19 protein-coding genes and 2 pseudogenes are annotated in these 17,052 nt (G+C 37.0%); 16 read left to right on the forward strand and 5 right to left on the reverse strand.

What is annotated here, in order from left to right; all coding sequences use genetic code 11:
- Positions 1-252: 252 nt before the first annotated feature.
- The 8 genes and pseudogenes from MHH51_RS01800 to MHH51_RS01835 all read left to right on the forward strand — a co-directional run bounded on the left by MHH51_RS01800 (position 253) and on the right by MHH51_RS01835 (position 6,297).
- Positions 253-423, forward strand: a complete 171-nt coding sequence (locus MHH51_RS01800; RefSeq protein WP_260053236.1) for a TnsA endonuclease N-terminal domain-containing protein — start codon at positions 253-255, stop codon at positions 421-423.
- Positions 423-563 (forward strand): hypothetical protein, encoded by a 141-nt coding sequence (locus MHH51_RS01805; RefSeq protein WP_260053237.1) that lies wholly within the window; start codon positions 423-425, stop codon positions 561-563. Before MHH51_RS01800 ends, MHH51_RS01805 begins: the two co-directional genes overlap by 1 nt.
- A 225-nt stretch (positions 564-788) precedes the next feature.
- Positions 789-1,349: a GNAT family N-acetyltransferase gene (locus MHH51_RS01810; RefSeq protein WP_339284167.1), complete on the forward strand. Its 561-nt coding sequence runs from the start codon at positions 789-791 to the stop codon at positions 1,347-1,349.
- Between the two features lie 369 nt (positions 1,350-1,718).
- Positions 1,719-2,240 carry a GNAT family protein gene (locus MHH51_RS01815; RefSeq protein WP_339284169.1) on the forward strand — a complete coding sequence of 174 codons (522 nt, stop codon included), beginning with the start codon at positions 1,719-1,721 and terminating at the stop codon, positions 2,238-2,240.
- 904 nt (positions 2,241-3,144) lie between these two features.
- Positions 3,145-3,489, forward strand: a complete 345-nt coding sequence (locus MHH51_RS01820) for a DUF1428 family protein (protein WP_260053240.1) — start codon at positions 3,145-3,147, stop codon at positions 3,487-3,489.
- A 128-nt stretch (positions 3,490-3,617) separates the two neighbouring features.
- Positions 3,618-4,334 carry a DUF899 domain-containing protein gene (locus MHH51_RS01825; RefSeq protein WP_339284170.1) on the forward strand — a complete coding sequence of 239 codons (717 nt, stop codon included), beginning with the start codon at positions 3,618-3,620 and terminating at the stop codon, positions 4,332-4,334.
- A 180-nt stretch (positions 4,335-4,514) separates the two neighbouring features.
- Positions 4,515-4,963: pseudogene (locus MHH51_RS01830) on the forward strand (DUF1569 domain-containing protein).
- Positions 4,964-5,442: 479 nt separating this feature from the next.
- The gene (locus MHH51_RS01835) at positions 5,443-6,297 is read left to right on the forward strand and encodes an aldo/keto reductase (protein WP_339284171.1); all 855 of its coding nucleotides are present in this window, start codon (positions 5,443-5,445) and stop codon (positions 6,295-6,297) included.
- Between the two features lie 177 nt (positions 6,298-6,474).
- On the opposite strand, the gene MHH51_RS01840 is transcribed toward MHH51_RS01835, so the two are convergent.
- Positions 6,475-7,326: a LysR family transcriptional regulator gene (locus MHH51_RS01840; protein WP_339284173.1), complete on the reverse strand. Its 852-nt coding sequence runs from the start codon at positions 7,324-7,326 to the stop codon at positions 6,475-6,477.
- A 124-nt stretch (positions 7,327-7,450) separates the two neighbouring features.
- On the opposite strand from MHH51_RS01840, the gene MHH51_RS01845 reads away from it, so the two are divergent.
- From MHH51_RS01845 to MHH51_RS01855, 3 genes are read left to right on the forward strand one after another with little or no spacing between them, the layout of a single operon-like run.
- Positions 7,451-8,074 carry an HAD family hydrolase gene (locus MHH51_RS01845; protein ID WP_339284175.1) on the forward strand — a complete coding sequence of 208 codons (624 nt, stop codon included), beginning with the start codon at positions 7,451-7,453 and terminating at the stop codon, positions 8,072-8,074.
- A gap of 44 nt (positions 8,075-8,118) precedes the next feature.
- Positions 8,119-8,760, forward strand: a complete 642-nt coding sequence (locus MHH51_RS01850; RefSeq protein WP_339284177.1) for an HD domain-containing protein — start codon at positions 8,119-8,121, stop codon at positions 8,758-8,760.
- 44 nt (positions 8,761-8,804) lie between these two features.
- Positions 8,805-9,467 carry an HAD family hydrolase gene (locus tag MHH51_RS01855; RefSeq protein WP_339284178.1) on the forward strand — a complete coding sequence of 221 codons (663 nt, stop codon included), beginning with the start codon at positions 8,805-8,807 and terminating at the stop codon, positions 9,465-9,467.
- Positions 9,468-9,733: 266 nt separating this feature from the next.
- Here the strand turns inward: MHH51_RS01855 and MHH51_RS01860 are convergent.
- Positions 9,734-9,891 (reverse strand): annotated as a pseudogene (locus tag MHH51_RS01860) (NAD(+)--rifampin ADP-ribosyltransferase); the annotation flags it as partial.
- A gap of 211 nt (positions 9,892-10,102) precedes the next feature.
- On the opposite strand from MHH51_RS01860, the gene MHH51_RS01865 reads away from it, so the two are divergent.
- Complete coding sequence (locus tag MHH51_RS01865; protein WP_339284180.1) at positions 10,103-10,666, forward strand: GNAT family N-acetyltransferase; 564 nt, start codon at positions 10,103-10,105, stop codon at positions 10,664-10,666.
- A gap of 242 nt (positions 10,667-10,908) precedes the next feature.
- Here MHH51_RS01865 and MHH51_RS01870 read toward each other — a convergent pair whose 3' ends face one another.
- Genes MHH51_RS01870 through MHH51_RS01880 form a run of 3 tightly spaced genes read right to left on the reverse strand, consistent with a single transcriptional unit; the run spans position 10,909 to position 13,558 of the window.
- A complete protein-coding gene (locus MHH51_RS01870; RefSeq protein ID WP_339284182.1) occupies positions 10,909-11,952 on the reverse strand; it encodes a hypothetical protein in 1,044 nt (347 codons plus the stop codon).
- Positions 11,953-12,006: 54 nt separating this feature from the next.
- Positions 12,007-12,471, reverse strand: coding sequence for a CBO0543 family protein (locus tag MHH51_RS01875; protein WP_339284184.1), 465 nt, complete (start codon positions 12,469-12,471; stop codon positions 12,007-12,009).
- Positions 12,392-13,558, reverse strand: a complete 1,167-nt coding sequence (locus MHH51_RS01880) for a DUF2515 domain-containing protein (protein ID WP_339284186.1) — start codon at positions 13,556-13,558, stop codon at positions 12,392-12,394. Before MHH51_RS01880 ends, MHH51_RS01875 begins: the two co-directional genes overlap by 80 nt.
- Before the next feature lie 83 nt (positions 13,559-13,641).
- On the opposite strand from MHH51_RS01880, the gene shc reads away from it, so the two are divergent.
- Genes shc through MHH51_RS01900 form a run of 4 tightly spaced genes read left to right on the forward strand, consistent with a single transcriptional unit; the run spans position 13,642 to position 17,021 of the window.
- Complete coding sequence (gene shc, locus MHH51_RS01885; protein WP_339284188.1) at positions 13,642-15,519, forward strand: squalene--hopene cyclase; 1,878 nt, start codon at positions 13,642-13,644, stop codon at positions 15,517-15,519.
- 50 nt (positions 15,520-15,569) lie between these two features.
- Positions 15,570-15,848 carry a LysM domain-containing protein gene (locus MHH51_RS01890; protein WP_339284189.1) on the forward strand — a complete coding sequence of 93 codons (279 nt, stop codon included), beginning with the start codon at positions 15,570-15,572 and terminating at the stop codon, positions 15,846-15,848.
- Entirely contained in the window at positions 15,799-16,518 is a 720-nt protein-coding gene (locus MHH51_RS01895) for a hypothetical protein (protein WP_339284191.1), read from the forward strand. The genes MHH51_RS01890 and MHH51_RS01895 overlap by 50 nt, the downstream gene beginning before the upstream one ends.
- Before the next feature lie 41 nt (positions 16,519-16,559).
- Entirely contained in the window at positions 16,560-17,021 is a 462-nt protein-coding gene (locus MHH51_RS01900) for a stage III sporulation protein AH (protein ID WP_260053248.1), read from the forward strand.
- Positions 17,022-17,052: the final 31 nt, after the last annotated feature.

Consider the following 17,052-nt stretch of genomic DNA (forward strand, 5'->3'; position numbering starts at 1 on the left):
GAGAGGCGAGATCATGGGGGAGAAGCGGTTGAGAGGGATTTGGGAAGGGTGCTGGGTGGTAACGTTAATTTTCGATGGGTACAGTAGCTTTAAAAAAAGTTGCACTGTTTTCCCCCTTTGGATATGCTTATTTAAAGGGGCGTTTTTATGGTGAAAAGGAAGAGAAAATGAATTTTTATCAGACCTTGAGAAAAACCGCTTTATTTATCTGAATTTTCCAATCGCATTATAGATATTAGAGAGCAATTCCCTTTGTTGCCCATAGGAGAAACAATTTTAATTGCAGAAGAGTTGGGTATTGAACATCCGAATCACCCTCAAACCTGTGAAGATATTGTCACGACTACCGATTTTCTTCTTACTGTGAATAATGGGAACCAAGTTGTTGATGTAGCAAGCACCGTAAAAGCAAAGATGCCTTGATGGATAAACGTATTATTGAAATAGAAGATGATGCAGTGTTTTTAGTAGACATTGATGCGGCAAGCTCTATGCCGAAAAAAGAGCTAATTATGAATTTAATGTCGGAAATCCAACAATTTTATTCTGATCATTATAAATAGGACGGATTAGTAAAATACCGGATTTGGGATACAAATCGTGTACCTTCATAGTAACCAGTTTTACTATTGATTTTAAAAAATAGAATATTCAAAAAAGTATATTCAGTTCAGAAAAAGTGCTAAGGAATATGATTTAAAGTATCGCCCTTTGGTTAGTGATTCGAAGATGGAAACAAACGGGCCAGATTGTTGGGGAAATAAGGGCTGTATTTGGAGGGGATTTTAATGTATAACGTTGGAATAAGAAGACCACGAATTGAGGACAGTGAAGAGCTGAACCAACTTTTTAGTACAGTGATAAGGGATACATTTGCTAGAGAAGGTTTATCGGAATGGCATGATGATATAGAAAATGAAATAGAAGCCAAGAAGCAATACTTGAAGTATGACCTTGATAGCAACGGGAAGAGTCGCTATTTTTTAATTGCGTGTGATAAAAAAAGTAATAAGGTTATCGGTACAATTGAATACGGTCAAGCCAGTGAACTGATTAATATTTGTACAAATGGAGCTTTAAAAGGGATGTTTGAAATCGGGACTGTGTTTGTGCTCCCTGGTTATCAAAGCCGTGGTATAGGAACTTTGCTTTTAAATACAATGTTTTTGACCTTTCTTGGGAACGGGGTCCAAGAATTTTGTCTAGACAGTGGATATACCAATTCACAAAAAATATGGGAAAGGAAATTTGGCAAACCTGATTATTTACTAAAGGATTATTGGTCACAGGGAACAGACCATATGATTTGGAGGAGAAGTACTAAGGATATGACTATAATATTTAAGTAACACAATACATTAGTTAAGCCTATACAACAAACGAGCGATTGTGGTGCAAAGATTTGTCTTTTAAACGACCTTATTGATACTTCCATAAGCTCCCAGTTAGTAATTATACAAGAAATTAGACAACATTATTTTTACACCGTCCGAAAGTGTGTACGGCGCAATGCGTCTTTTTAGCTTCAAAATAAACAACTTAATTGTCACTCAACAGTAATTTAAAAAAGTAGCGAAGCTTTGCCCCTTTAGATGTAATTTTGTCTATAGGGGTTTTTTATGGTAAAAGTAAAATAAAGATTATACCGAAATCGGAACAAATTGTGTAGTATAATTATGTTAAAGTAGATGAAATTAAAACTTAAAGGGGAATGACCTATGAGTACTTATTTTGTGAAAGTAACTCAACCAACTTCAAAACTTGTAGATATTTTTAATCGCTGGGAGAATGATCCTGATTTGATTCCCCTGACACGGCGCAACTCAAACCAATCTGAATTGGAAAGTCGGCAAATCGTTACGTTGGAGAATCTGGCGCAGCGCTTAAAACGTCAATATCTATATCTTATATACGATGATAACCATTTAATTGGCGAAATGAACTACATGATTGATCCAAACCACCTTTACAAAAAGGAATCGGGAACTGCATGGATAGGGATAACGATTGGCGATTCTGAAGGTCGAGGCAGAGGAATAGGTTACGAAGGACTGCAATATTTGGAGGCAAAGATTAAGGAGAGCGGACTTAAGCGTATTGAATTAGGCGTGTTTGAGTTTAATATAGCAGGACAGAAGTTGTATCAGAAGCTTGGTTATAAAGAAATTGGAGGTATAAAAGATTTTACCTATTATCAAAATAAAATGTGGTCTGATATCCGTATGGAAAAGTATTTATAAAATAAACGCTTTCCCTGATGTAAAACGATCTGTCATTAACGGGCGTGTTTGCGGAAGATCAACAATAGAAAATGATCAATTTTTTTCAAAAACAGGCGCTTCCTTTGTAGTCAAATCAGGTTTTAAAGGCTCTTTTTGATTAAAAATTATTATAAATTAACAACTGTCGTTAAAAGGAAATAAAGTTATTCGAATAGCACTTATTTGTTAAAATGACAATAGGTGCTATTCAATTTGAAAAATAAAGTAAACGGTTACATCGGCTGATAAAAATGCACACTGTTAAGAATCAGAAATTATGATTTATGTTTTTTCAGTAAAGACAAAAGCCTATGTACAGGAGATAGGTTAGGTTAATTAATGGAATATTTTCCCACTTTTGACATTGAAGAGGCACTCCAACTCTTTTATGATAGGATGCAATAGGATTTATTAAGAAACCCAAACGGATAGGAAACGGTAAAATTGAACTATGTGGAAGAGAATTAGCTGGGGCGTTGCTTTATCATAAACTCATTGATCAATTAGTACCAAAGGTTAAACCCATTAGAGTCGGTGAAGATATTTCTCTATTGGAAAGCGTAAAGCCACGCCTTAATTTGAAATTAATGGATATGAAATAATACTCTAATGGAATTTTCAAACCAGCTTCCAATATTATTATTTACATTTAGGGATATCATGGAAAATCCTCTGTCTTTAATTAATTTTCAACAATAAAATTTCAATCAATTGTTCAATAAAAGGGTGCAGTACTGGAACAAAGGATCAGCGCCCAATATCCAAGAATCGGGTCATTTTGTGGAATAAAGAAGTTTAGCAACCAAGAAGAAATTGCTGACGGTTATGTGTGCTAAACTTTACTTTGACAATAACGTTAATAATTTTAATGAAAGGAGCAATCATGTATTTAGAAATTTATCTTTATCCAGTACTGGAAGAAAACAAGGAACAATTTTTAAAAATTAATCGAGAAGCTGAACGTATTTACAAAGAATATGGAGCAATCGACAGTGAAACATATACTGCTGCATCAATTTATCCGGAATATGGTTGTGCAGGGATGATATCGGCAGTTGAACTACGCGAAAGCGAGATTCTAATGTTAGAAGTTAATTGTTATTATAATAAGGATCATCATAATCAGGTTTTGGAGAAAGTTGATAATGATGAACAAATTGAAAGGTTATATAATCAAATGACAAAGGTAATCGATGTTAGTCGTACTGTCCGCGGTGAATTTGAATAGCTATAGCAGAAAATGAATTTGGACATAATACGATATGGCGCAATCGCGGAGAAATCGTAAGAAGTATACGGTGTTACGCCCCAGGGGGACCATAACAATAACATTTACCCAGGAAAGGAGACAGAACGATGTCGGAAAAGAATGTACCATCACCAAAAATTGTATCATGGGATGAGTGGCACGTTGAGCGTGAAAAACTGCTCGTTAAGGAGAAGGAGCAAACTCGTGCATTAGACGCATTAGCTGCCGAACGCCGCAGGCTTCCAATGGTTCAGATCGATAAAGAATATATTTTTGAATGGTCAAATGGAACAGCAAGTCTAATTGATTTATTCGATGGACGCCGTCAGCTCATTGTTTACCATTTTATGTTTGATCCTGATTGGTCAGAGGGATGTGATGGCTGTTCAATGGTAGTTGATAATATAGGGCATCCGGCTCATTTACATGCACGAGACACATCCTTAGCTTTGATTTCTCGTGCACCACTTAAGAAGATTGAACCGTTTAAGAAACGAATGGGATGGACAATACCCTGGTACTCCTCATTTGAAAATGATTTTAATTTTGATTTCGGGGCAACGACAAAAGATGGAGAAACACACCTCTGCAGTGTTTTTTTACGCGACGATGAGGATCGGATTTTTCTTACGTACTCCACTGGTGCCCGAGGGGTTGAATATTTGGGAACTAACTGGAGTTATCTTGATATAACACTGTTCGGGAGACAGGAAGATTGGGAAGATTCACCTGCATGGGTGCCGCAAACACAACCTTATCTGTGGATTCGTCTCCATGACAAATATGATAAATCTGAGGGAGAGAGCTCCTGTTGCAATTCTTAAGTTAACAGCTTGATAAACGATTTAAAGGGACGTTTTGCTTTCCAATAAAAGAATTAACATTTCCAACTCCGAAGGTTATTATATTATTGCTTTTGAGAAAATTGCTATCTACAGAAGTAAGACAGAATAAAATGTTTTAGTGTGGTGATGGAGGGTAACCTGGTAAAGGAAGATGCACAAATGAAAAATATATTTAACCCAGTTTTTATGCAGGAAATCTTAGAGCGTATCGATGAATTAAGCCCAGAGTCAAGAGGCCAATGGGGAAAGATGGATGTTGCTCAAATGTTAGCTCATTGCTCAGCGTTCCAAGACATTGCAATGGGGGATTCTTTCCCAAAGAGAGGATGGTTAGGAATAGTGGTAGGACGGTTTGCCAAACCAATTTTTTATAATGATAAACCGGTAGCTCACAATATGTCCACTATACCGACCATTTTGATTACAGAGGAAAAAGAATTTGAAACAGAAAGAGAAAAGCTGAAACAAAAAATTATAACGTTCCAAAAGAATGGACCCGAAAAGTGTACCACTCACCCGCATGCTTTTTTCGGTAAATTCACCCCGAGCAATGGGGGAAAGGAATTTACAAGCATCTTGACCATCATTTAACCCAGTTTGGAGTTTAGTTAGTATTTATATATATAAATAAAAAAGTTGACCAAAGAGAAAAGTAATAAATTGCATTATCGACTTAGAAATAAATAAATAACATAGACAAACCCGAAGGTCTTCCAAGTATATTTCCGCTGGACCTTCGGGTTTTCTATTGAAGTTACATTTGTTTAAATTTTCAAATCAAATAACATTCAAGATAGGATACAGCTAGCACTTTACTGGTCAGTGTAATCAAGAACTCGCAGGAATAGCCGACAGTTCCAGTTAGTGTAGGATTTTTAAAATTTGGGTATAGTAATTATGGACAACTTAATAAAAGATGAAAATATGAAATACTGGTAAAGTGACCTGAGTTTGATGATTGACCGGCATTTTTTTGCCGGAACCACTGTTAGACGAAGACGACCTGTTGATTTCATATTGGAAGACAGAAATTAACTTTTCTATCAAACTCAACTTACCTTATAAAGGTTTTAAAGGAGATGAGATTGTGACTGTTAATAATAATGGTTTTACTCTAAATGACGGTTCCGTGCTTCCTGCTGTAGGATTAGGCACGATTGGTATCGATGGTGACCAGGGAACATTTGAAATTTTAAATGCCTTAAACCTGGGCTACCGTTTAATCGATACGTCAACAAACTATAACAATGAAGGTATTGTCGGTGAGGCTGTGCGCCGATCCGCGCTTCCTAGAGAAGAAATTTTAATCAGTGCGAAATTGCCCGGCTCTCACCATGAATATGACAAGGCGTTTATCTTTATTCAAGAATCTTTACGCCGCACCGGACTAAAATATTTTGACAAGTATTTAATTCATTGGCCGAATCCCAAAGACGGCAAATATGTAGAAGCTTGGAAGGCTTTAGTGGATGCTCAAAAACAGGGATTAATCAGAACCATCGGTGTTTCGAATTTTGAACCAGAACATCTGGACAATATTATCGAAGAAACAGGTGTGACTCCTGCTACAAACCAGGTGGAGCGTCAGCCGTATTTTAATAATAACCGTATGGTTGAAGAAAATAAAAAACGGGGGATTCTTACGGAAGCTTGGAGTCCTTTTGGCCGGGGTTATCTGAATGATGTGCTGGAAAATGCCACAATTAAAGAAATTGCAGATAAATATGATAAGACTCCGGCACAGATTATTTTAAACTGGAATTATCAGCCCGGCGTATTTGCTATTCCTAAATCAAGTAATCCAATGCATCAAAAAGATAATATCAATAGTACCAGCTTTGAATTAGGTCCTGAGGATATGGAAAAAATGGATTCATTGGATAAAGGGGAAGCCGGCCGTGTAGAAGGGCAGGATCCCTATGAATATCACGAATATGTATAGACTGGAGACCGTATGAACATCGTATTGTGTTCGGTTTGAAGCTGAAAAATACACTACCTGAGTTAACTATTCTTGGGTAATAGATAAAAGGCAGATCTGTTTTAAGCAGACCTGTCTTTTATTTTTAAAATTTTTCCGTTCTTTTTGACCGTTCACACGTAATAAAAATTTTAAGGATTATTTCTTTAACAAATCCAATACTTCTTTCATAGTGGATTCTTTTTTTAGATTTTTTTGAGTGAATATATAAATATGATGAGCAGGCATTTCAAATTCACTTTCTAGGTAATACAGCTTTTTATTATTAATAAATGGCTGAACTATCTTAGAAGGCAGCAAAGTAAAATAATCTTGTTCTTCTATCATTTTTAACAAGATTGCAGTTTGATTCATTGATAGGGCAGGTAAGTGATTAATGCCGGTAAGCTCCATGAACCATTCAAAGAAAGCATCTCCCCAATTGTTTAATATAAACTTTTTACTGCTTAAATCATCAACTGTAATCGGTCTATGCAGCTGGAATCTGGAAACAAATTTAAAACGATCCTCAATGTGTTCATGTATCAGTAAATTTGGATGTGTTGGTTTTGTATAAGATATTCCAAGGTCTATAATGCCGTCTAACACTTTGCTAATGGTATTCTCTGATGAATGTGTTTTAAGTTCTAAGGATACATTTCTATTTTCCATGGCAAAAGTGGATAAGGCGTCTCTATAGATGTAGTTCCATGCTGACGAAGGCCCTCCCAATACTAATCGATCGATATACTGTCCATCTAAAGCAAGCTCTTTTTTACTTTCTGCAAATAATTCAATGATTCTTTTGGCGTAGGGTAAAAATATTAATCCTGAGGGAGTAAGCTCTACGCCTTTGTTTGTTCGTCTTAGCAGTGTTTTTCCCAATTCAAGCTCAAGACTTTTTAGCCTGGCTGAAACAGTTGATTGGGCCACATGTAACATTTCAGCACTTTTTGTAAAGTTTTTATAGTTTACTAATGATAAGAATGTGTCTAATTGTTCTTTATCCATGTCTCTCATTCTCCCGTCTACAATCGAAAAATACGATTATAGCAATCTAATATATTCGTTAAACAAATAATACTATATAGGATACAATTTAAACAAAGATATTATTTTACAGGAGTGATATAGTATGTTCCATTATTTAATTTTTGATGTGGACGGAACGATTTTAGATACCGAAGCAGCAATATTAAAATCTCTGCAAAAAGTGTTGGCGCGTGAAGGTGAAGAATATCAAATGGAGGAATTGAGATTTGCTTTAGGAATACCAGGGAAAGAAACACTACGAAGACTAAAATTGACTGATGTAGAACGCATTCATTTAGAGTGGGCGAAGGAAGTATTAGAATTTTCCGGAGAAGTAAAGGTATTTAAAGGGCTAAAAGAGATACTAAAAGTTCTAGCTGATAAATCTGTTAAAATGGGTATTGTTACTTCCAAAACACACCAAGAATTAAAGGATGAATTTGATCCATTCGGATTAAGCTCTTATTTTCAATACACAATTAATGCGAATGACACCGAGAAGCACAAACCACATCCCGATCCCTTGTTAGCTTGTTTAGAAGGTTTAGGTGCTACTCAACAAGATGCCATTTACATTGGGGACTCCATCTATGATATGCAATGTGCAAAGAGCGCCGGGGTGAAATTTGCTCTTGCCTTATGGGGAGCTAAGACGGTAGAACGATTTGAATCCGCAGACTATATATTAAAAGAGCCGAAAGATATTTTAACTTTAATAAATCATTAAAACTATAAAATATCAAAATTAATTAGAAGGGGAGAAAACTTTCCATGAAATATATATTGGATAGAGAGTATGCAAAAGAGCTAATGGAATGGGCATATGCACAGAACCCGGGGCCCTGGTATAAGCATTCGGTCAATGTTGCAAAAGCAACGGAAAATATCATAATGGAATTAAATAAAAATGGATATGAACTTGATGTTGATTTGGGTTATAATGCTGCTCTCTTGCACGATATCGGAAGGTACAAAGGATTTACTAAATCTGTTATTCATTCATATGACGGCTACATTTATTTTGAAAAATTAGGTTTCCCTAGTAATGCAAATGTTTGTGTCACATATTCATTTCCCAACAAAAATAAACATATAGAAATAGCAGCTGATTGGAGCCTTGTTCCTGAACATATGAAGTTGAAATTGGTTGAAATCCTGGATAAAAACAGGACATACGATATTTACAATAAAGTAATCACTTTATGTGATGCTCTTGCTGATTCGGAAGGATTTACTACGCTTGAAAGAAGATTGATATCAGTTGGTTTACGTCATGGAACCAATTCACATACTTCCCTTCATTGGAAGGGTTTTTATACAATTAAAAATGAGCTGGAAGAACTGCTCGATATGAGCATATACAAACTACTGCCCGGTGTAGAAGATTCAATTTATACTAAAGTAAATTATTAAAGATTTAGGACGTTTATAAAAATTTTAATAAAGGATGTGTAATTATGAAAGCAATTATTTTTGATTTTGATGGTACTCTTGCCGACACTTTGCCAATTTGTTTTTATGCATTTCAAGCTGTATTTAAGGAATTTGATAACATGGAAGTTACTTCAGATCAGATTAAGACGATGTTCGGTCCATCAGAGACGGGAATTATCAGAGAAAATCTTAAAAATTCCAATCATGAAAAAGCAATCGAATTATATTATGAGAAATATAGTGAAAAGCACAGAGAACTTGTTTTGGATAACAAGAAAATGAATGACTTACTTCTGCAATTAAAAAGCGAGGGTTATAAATTAGGAATTGTGACAGGGAAAGCAAGAAGAAGTCTGCTTATTTCTTTAGAATGCCTTTATATGAATGACCTATTTGATGTAATTATTACTGGTGATGATGTTGCTATACCTAAGCCTCATCCAGAGGGAGTAAATAAGGCTTTGGAACAGCTTAACATAAAAAATACTGAGGCTGTTTTCCTGGGAGATAGTGATGCTGACATTTTGGCTGGGAAACAAGCCAATGTACACACAATCGGAGTCCAATGGCTGCCAAACTACCAGACACCAGAGTTTCGTATGCAGCCTGACCAAATGTTTAGTAGTATAGACGATTTCATACAATACTTACAAACTATAGATAGGAACAACTGTGAATGTGAGTAAAGTTATGGACCTGGCTTTTTAGTTGTATTGACAAGGTCTTTAATGGGATATTCTTTCATGACCGGAAAGATTGGACTTGAGTATGCTGCACTGATTGTGTTGGTTGCGCTATAATCCCGTTGGGCAGGCTGATTTTAATTTTTTACAAACAGGTATTGCTGGCAAGACAAGTGCATAGCTTCATTTTTCATTGTACGCATGGGTTGGATATTATTTTGGATCAGATAATTGATGGAGATGCTTTATTTTTACTTTTGCTCATCCTATTTAACGGCATCCAATGTGCCGCTAGAATATCTATAGTTAGCTTTTTTACCTTGGTAATTTGATAATGTTTGCGGTTCTAATAGAACTCCGATTTTTAGCGCTGCTTTCGTACCATGAAAAAAGGCCCTTCACCTAAGGTTTCTTTATTATCATTCATACAGATACACCTCTTATATTTTTAGATTTGTATATAACAGTATAGTCGGAATTGTAGAAAGGATGGTCTATAAACGGTTTATAAATAATGGTATAATTTACTTAATTTAAATGAAAGGTGTGATGGCTTATGGTATATAAACCAAATTTTATTAACGTAGCGATTGATACATTGGCCACTGGAAAAAACTATGCTAAGGAGGCATCACACATTGGAAACAGAAGGGAAAAAACTTCAATCAGAAACGGAAAGATTGGTATTAAGACCTTTACAAAATGAGGATTATAATCGTTGGTTTGAGGGTTGTCGTGACAGGCTTCCTTCCCAGTATAAATACGACAATAATAAAATAGATTTGAGCGGATGGACGCAACAGAAATTCAATGAGGAAGTAGTTTCAAAGTTTAAAGGGTATGCTGATCGGGACAAAGTGTATGTATTTGGTGTATTTCGAAAGTCAGATCAAAAACAAGTTGGTAAGGTTGAAATCGAGACGATTATAAGAGATGAATTTCAGTGGGGGCTTTTAGGATATACTATTCACAACCAATTTTGGCGGAATGGTTATGGAAAAGAAGCGGTAAAAGAGGCGCTTAATATCGCTTTTAAAAACCTTGAATTCCATCGCGTTGAGGCTCATATCAATATTGACAACGAACCTTCCTTAAAACTTGCAAAGAGCGTAGGTATGGAATTTGAATGTATTAGAAAAGGGTTTATATTTGAATTTGACGAATGGACCGATAATATCGTGTATTTTATGAATTCCAAATAAGCGGTTAGTACAGACGTAATTCAATTTATTTGAATTACGTCTGTTTTATGCTTGGAGAGGGATACAAGTAAATAACTCCATCAATATATTCTAAAATTTCATCGGTTTGCTGTTGTTTCTCTTCGAATTCTTCATAGGTGTTGAAATTTTATTTGTTAAACACAATTCAATCACTATCTTTATTAAAAATAAACTGATACACCTATTAGTTTACCCCCGAATAAAAGAATTTATTTTGAACCTTACTTTCCAGGCATTTTTTTAATCAATAGCCACAACAGAAAGAACAACCCCATATAGCCAAACAATGGATACAATACCGACAGTAATTTTCCGTATCCCACCTGACTGATTAAAAAGATGGCAGACAGGATCAGCAAGACAGCATGCTGATAACGAAGATGGAATGCCGACTGCAGCTGCCGTGTTATGCCAAACACATTTCCGACAACCGTATTGAAAATCTCACCGTAAATAACAATTAAGAACAGAACGTGAATAAGCGTTCCAAAATGCTGAACGATCTCCGCCATTGGAATTTCATAAAGAAATGTTTCCGGGAAGACAGATAATAAAAAATGAATTGCTACCAGGAGAAAAAATAAAACCAATCCACCCAAAAATCCGCCCCAGCGCAGGATATGCTCATCCTGGATTTCCTTCCCAAGCGGTACAAGGACAACTTGAGCTGTCATCAGATTAAATGCTGCATAGGCAAAAGGGGAGCCTGCCCACGAAAGGTTGTCCGATAACTGAACAGGGAGAAGCTTTTCTGCCAGCAGATGTGGATGCTCGCCCGCAATGGAACCAGCTACAAACAGGACGAAAAGAATCATTAATGGCACAATGTAGGAGTTGATGGCAAATAATCCATTCAATCCTTTCATTACAACGATATAAGAAAGAATGAGTGTAAGGATAATTCCCATTTGAAACGGAAGGCCAAGCTGTTCATGAAATACAGCGCCCGCTCCTGAAAGCATGACAGAAGTGACACCAATAACGACGATAAAAATAAAAAGGTTAACTACTCTGGCAATGCTTTTTCCGAATAAATATTCATTTAGTTCTTGATAAGAATAGGCCTGGATTCGGGCAGATATAATCATTATTTTTGTTCCAATCAGAATAAACAATATTCCACTGATTGCAATGCCGATGGTCCCTAAAGCTCCATAGACACTAAAAAATGTAACAATTTCTTTCCCGGAAGAAAATCCTGCCCCAATAACCGTTCCAACGTATGTAGCCGCTAACAGCAATATAGAAATTTTTCGATTCCGCATCACGCCACCTCCTCATCATTTGTATGATAAGGAGGACGAGTAAATACCAGCTTTTCAAATTTTCGCCTGAAAAAAGCGAAAAATGCTCCAGACGAGGACGAAAAATAGTATATACCCAAAAAAAGAATAAGTATGATTCCAATCGGTATGATGGATAAACCATCCCAGATGTTCCGAGGCTTTTTCGATAAAAACCACAGCTATACCAATACCAAGAATCATGATGCACCGTGAAAGAAATCTCATCCGATCAGCCATATACAAAAATAGAACGGCAGAGACAGGAAGAACTAGCAGGGTAAATACAATATTAACCGAAAATATTTCTGGAAAGAGCCTCATAGGAAAGTGATACATGCCGATGCCAACAAAAAATAAGTCTAAGTAAGTTCCAATAAGGGAAGAAAAGAGAGCAGATATGATATACGCCTGCCGTTCTTTATTCCTGTCTGAGAAAGATTGCTTTTTTTGCAAGGATGACAAGCTCGATTTTTTCCATTGCTTTGCAGTATTTTTCATGAATTTCCCCACCTGTATTTTTTTCGTCCTTTACTAAATAATCAATCACACTTAGATCGTCAAACCAGTCACCTTCTTCAGCCGGTGCGTGATCAACATCTTTCCATGCATATTTCAACGGAGGACTATAAATTCGGGGAGCGCCTTTTTTACGTTCACAATGCTTTGTCCTTCGCCGGTATACCGTACCCGGAGCAGATTCATTCACAGAGTGGAACAAATCCTCCCAATAATCTGCTCTGGAGCCTGTATGAGGATGCTTTCCTGCCCATAACAGAATATCTTTTAAGACAGATGTTTGTTGAAAAAGGATGGCATATAAACGTTTCCCTAACATGATCCGCTCATGGAGAGAGCTGAAATGGTACAGTGTATCGCCAATCAATGCAGGTTTCTTTTCTATTTTTCCATGCTGATAAAGCGGGAAAATAATATGGTTAAAGCGCAAAAAGTCATACAGTTTAAAACCTAATGTATCTAATACGGTTTCTTTAAAATGGGGATGATGCACCACTCTTTCTTCCAGATAGCTTTGTTCATTAATAATGGTTGCGATGGCTAACAGATAGCGGTCATCATACTCCCAGAAATGGTTCCATATCACTTCCATAAATACAGAGACGTTCAAAAAAGGAAGAAGATGAAAAAGATTTCGATTTATTTTTACACTTTGCTGATACAGCAATAATTGCGGATAAACATCCTGAAATATTAACCAATTACCCCGCTCTAAAAATAAATAGAAGTTATTTTGTTCTTTTTCAGACAACAATCTCGCCAGGAGATCACCCTTCAAATCAGTCATATTCCAGCCGCCGTTTCTTGATACCATATGTCCTAATAAAGCCCAATGGATTTCAGGATGCTGTATATAAAAATCGAAGTAAGCCTGTGTTCGGGTTACGTTATTTTTATTCCATTTATTTGTTATTTGATGAATGCTGTGAATTAACATTCTTTCACCTTTTGGCAGCATGTATAAGGATAGGCCGTTTGCTTTTTGGTTCCTTTTCTTTTTCAGCTTTTTTTTTATATCAAGAATGGATCTTCCGAACGCTTTCTTCTTTTTGAAACAGCCAATCGTCATCCAGTCGCCTCCTTATCTAAGGAATATGCTTACACCGTGTGGCATATGTATAGAAAAATAGTTTCTATAAGAGAGGTTTTCTGATGAAAGAAAAGGTGGATGCAGAAATAAATCAACTGGTTGACAGGCTTATAGAAGAACAGACACTTGACGGATCCTGGACGTATCCCTTTGAAACGGGGATATCAACAGATTGTTATATGATTATTCTCCTACGTACATTGGAAATGGATGATGAGGACCTCATCGATGCGCTGGTAAGCAGAGTTCTTCGTAAACAAGGTAAAAATGGTGCATGGAAAATATTCCACGATGAAGCGGAAGGGAGTCTCACGGCGACGGTAGAGGCCTGTTATGCGCTCCTGTACTCCGGCCGACGAAAAAAGGAAGACAAGGAGATTCGTTTAGCAACAAGATTTATCCAGCGGCACGGCGGCTTAAAAGAAATTAATATGTTTGCAAAAGTTATGCTGGCTCTGACAGGGCAGTACAAATGGCCGCGTTATCTTCCTGTTCCGGTTAAAATCATTCTTTTTCCGGTTTTCTTTCCTCTCAATATATTTGACTTATCTCTGTACGCAAGGTCAAATTTGATCCCTATATTAATTACAGCAGATTATAAATTCAGCCGGAAAACAAAGCGTTCGCCCGATTTGTCTGATTTATTCCTGCAGCGGGGAGATGATGGCGATTGGGAAAAGGAGTTAAACAGCTGGCGTTCCTTTGAAACTCCATTTCAACGGGGGATTAGCAGTCTGATAGGGTTGCCGGAACAACTCCATGAATTGGCCTTGCAGCGTGCGGAGGAGTATATGCTAAATCGGACAGAGTCAGACGGCACGTTTTACAGCTATTTCAGTTCGACGTTTTTGATGATATTTGCTCTGATGGCCAGAGGTTATTCGAAACAGGATCCTATTATTATCAAAGCTGTAGAGGGCCTGAAGTCGTTTAAAACCAACATTGGAAAACAAACGCATATGCAGTATACGACCGCAAACGTCTGGAATACTGCTTTGATTAGTCATGCTTTGCAAAAGGCTGGCTTATCCCCGTCCACAAAGGTAATTGACAAAGCAAATCAATATTTGCTGAAGAGACAACAGATGAAATACGGCGATTGGTTGATCCATAATCAAGACGTGATACCTGGAGGATGGGGGTTCTCCGATATTAATACGATTAACCCCGATTTGGATGATACAACAGCTGCATTAAGATCTATTCGTTCTTTCGCCGGTGAAAATACCGTTTACCGCCAAGCTTGGGACCGTGGGACCCGTTGGGCAGTTTCTATGCAGAATGATGATGGAGGCTGGCCTGCCTTTGAGAAAAATGTGGATAATACATTGCTTTCCTGGCTGCCGATTGAAGGAGGGGGCTCGATGCTGCTGGATCCTTCAACGGCGGATTTAACGGGGAGGACATTGGAGTTTTTCGGAAATGATACCCATACAGATACGTATCAGCCCTTTATTAAACGAGGAGTGAAGTGGCTGCTGCAAAATCAGGAAAAGGACGGCTCCTGGTATGGCAGATGGGGAATCTGCTATATATACGGAACTTGGGCAGCTGTTACAGGATTAGCGGCAGTTAAAACAAATAGCGATCACCCGCAGATTCAAAAAGCAATTAAATGGTTGTATGCCATTCAAAATCAGGATGGCGGCTGGGGAGAATCTTGTAAAAGTGATATAGAGAAAAAGTATGTTCCACTGAAGGTGAGTACGCGTACACATACAGCCTGGGCAATAGATACATTGATCGCTGCAGAAGAAAAAGCAACGCCTGAGATTGAGCGGGGGATTTCGTATTTGCTGGAGAGTTCTGAGAAAGATGATTGGACGACAGCCTATCCGAAGGGGCAGGGGCTGCCGGGAGGATTTTATATTCACTACCATAGCTATGAATTTCTGTTTCCGTTGCTTGCTTTGGCAAATTATCGGGAGAAGTTTTGTTGAAGTAAGCATGCGGATGTGCAATAACGATAGAAATGTGTGAGGTGCTGGATATGATTCATACAGTTAAAACAGGGGAAACACTCCACCAAATAGTAAGGGATTATCGTATATCAATACAGGCGATCATAAACGCTAATCCAACCGTAAATCCAAATGTCATTTATATTGATACAGCGCTATATACCAATGCTAATGCTATAATAATATTAAACGTTTTTCTCATTATTTTCTATCTACTGAATTTAATTATGATATCGTCCAGGATAGGAGAGCTGTCAAATGACAAATTACTATTACTTAGCATCAGATCAAAAGATGGGACAAGGTAATGGCACGCTTGATTTTATAGAAATCAATGAAGTTATTCCAGGGTTTGATTATCCAGTTCAAATCGAAATATATGATGGTTTGGAAAAAGAGTGGGAGCTCCGGGCGTTAGTACAATATATCCGCAATCACACAGAATCTTATAAAGTTTGTACAGTGCAAATAGCACATTTAATCAGCTCAAATCATTTTGAGTTGAAGGCGCGGAGAAAATCAAAAGTACTGTTACATGAAATTGCTGATCCGATACAATTGCTGCTGCAGGAAGGGGATTTATTGACGATCAAAAAAGTCCCGGCAGAAAGATCACTATCCTTAAGTTATTGTTGTGAAAATAAAGAACCCGACGATTTAAAGATGGAAGGAGATATGGGCGCAGATCCATTTTGGTGTAACAGGTGCGGCAGTAATCTCGATATAAAAGATATTCCGATTTCAAGTCAATTAGAAGAAGAATTACTATCTTGGGCAGCGAAGTATGGAGAATGGATAGATTGGGATACTGATAAATTACTTCCTGACGAGATTGAAATGGAAGATAAATTCAACCGCAGAGGCTTTGCTTTAATGAAAAAAGTGAAGCAAGAAATGGGAAGCAGTTATAATATAAGCTTTATACCATCTGTCAGTGCAAGGTTTTATGATCAAAGCGAAAATGATTTTTCAAAATAAGGGGACAACTTTGGATAAAGATTATAAGAAGGAGTATTAAAATGATAGTATTACAAAAAGACGCAAAGGGAACAACGTATCAAGATTTAATAGATGTATGCTTTGATATATGTGATCAATTTCATCTTGTTCTAAGAAAGGATATGGGTCCTTTAAAGAGCTTTGATACGTTTTTAAAAACAATTGATTCTGCTTTAATTACCATGAAAGAAGAGTCCGAGTGGGCAAGTACGATTTTAGGCGATGGGCAAACAGCTAAGGTTTATTACTACCATACAAAGGATGAAAAGGTTAAAAGAATTATTAAAGAAAAAGTTACATCTCTATATGAGTGGGAGATGCCGGAGCATCCTGAAGACTTATCGTTTTTCAAAAATGGGGAAGTCTGGCTTGCCACAACCAGTCATGAAGAAGAGTGTTATATTTTCCCTGGAAGTGAAGAAGAGACTAATAGAATAATGAATATAAAAGGAATAGCTGCTGCGATTGAAGAAGATGAATGATGAAAAGACAGGCCAGACATTCGGACATTAA

Source organism: Oceanobacillus sp. FSL K6-3682, assembly GCF_037976165.1.
In the GTDB taxonomy this organism is placed as follows: domain Bacteria; phylum Bacillota; class Bacilli; order Bacillales; family Amphibacillaceae; genus Oceanobacillus; species Oceanobacillus sojae.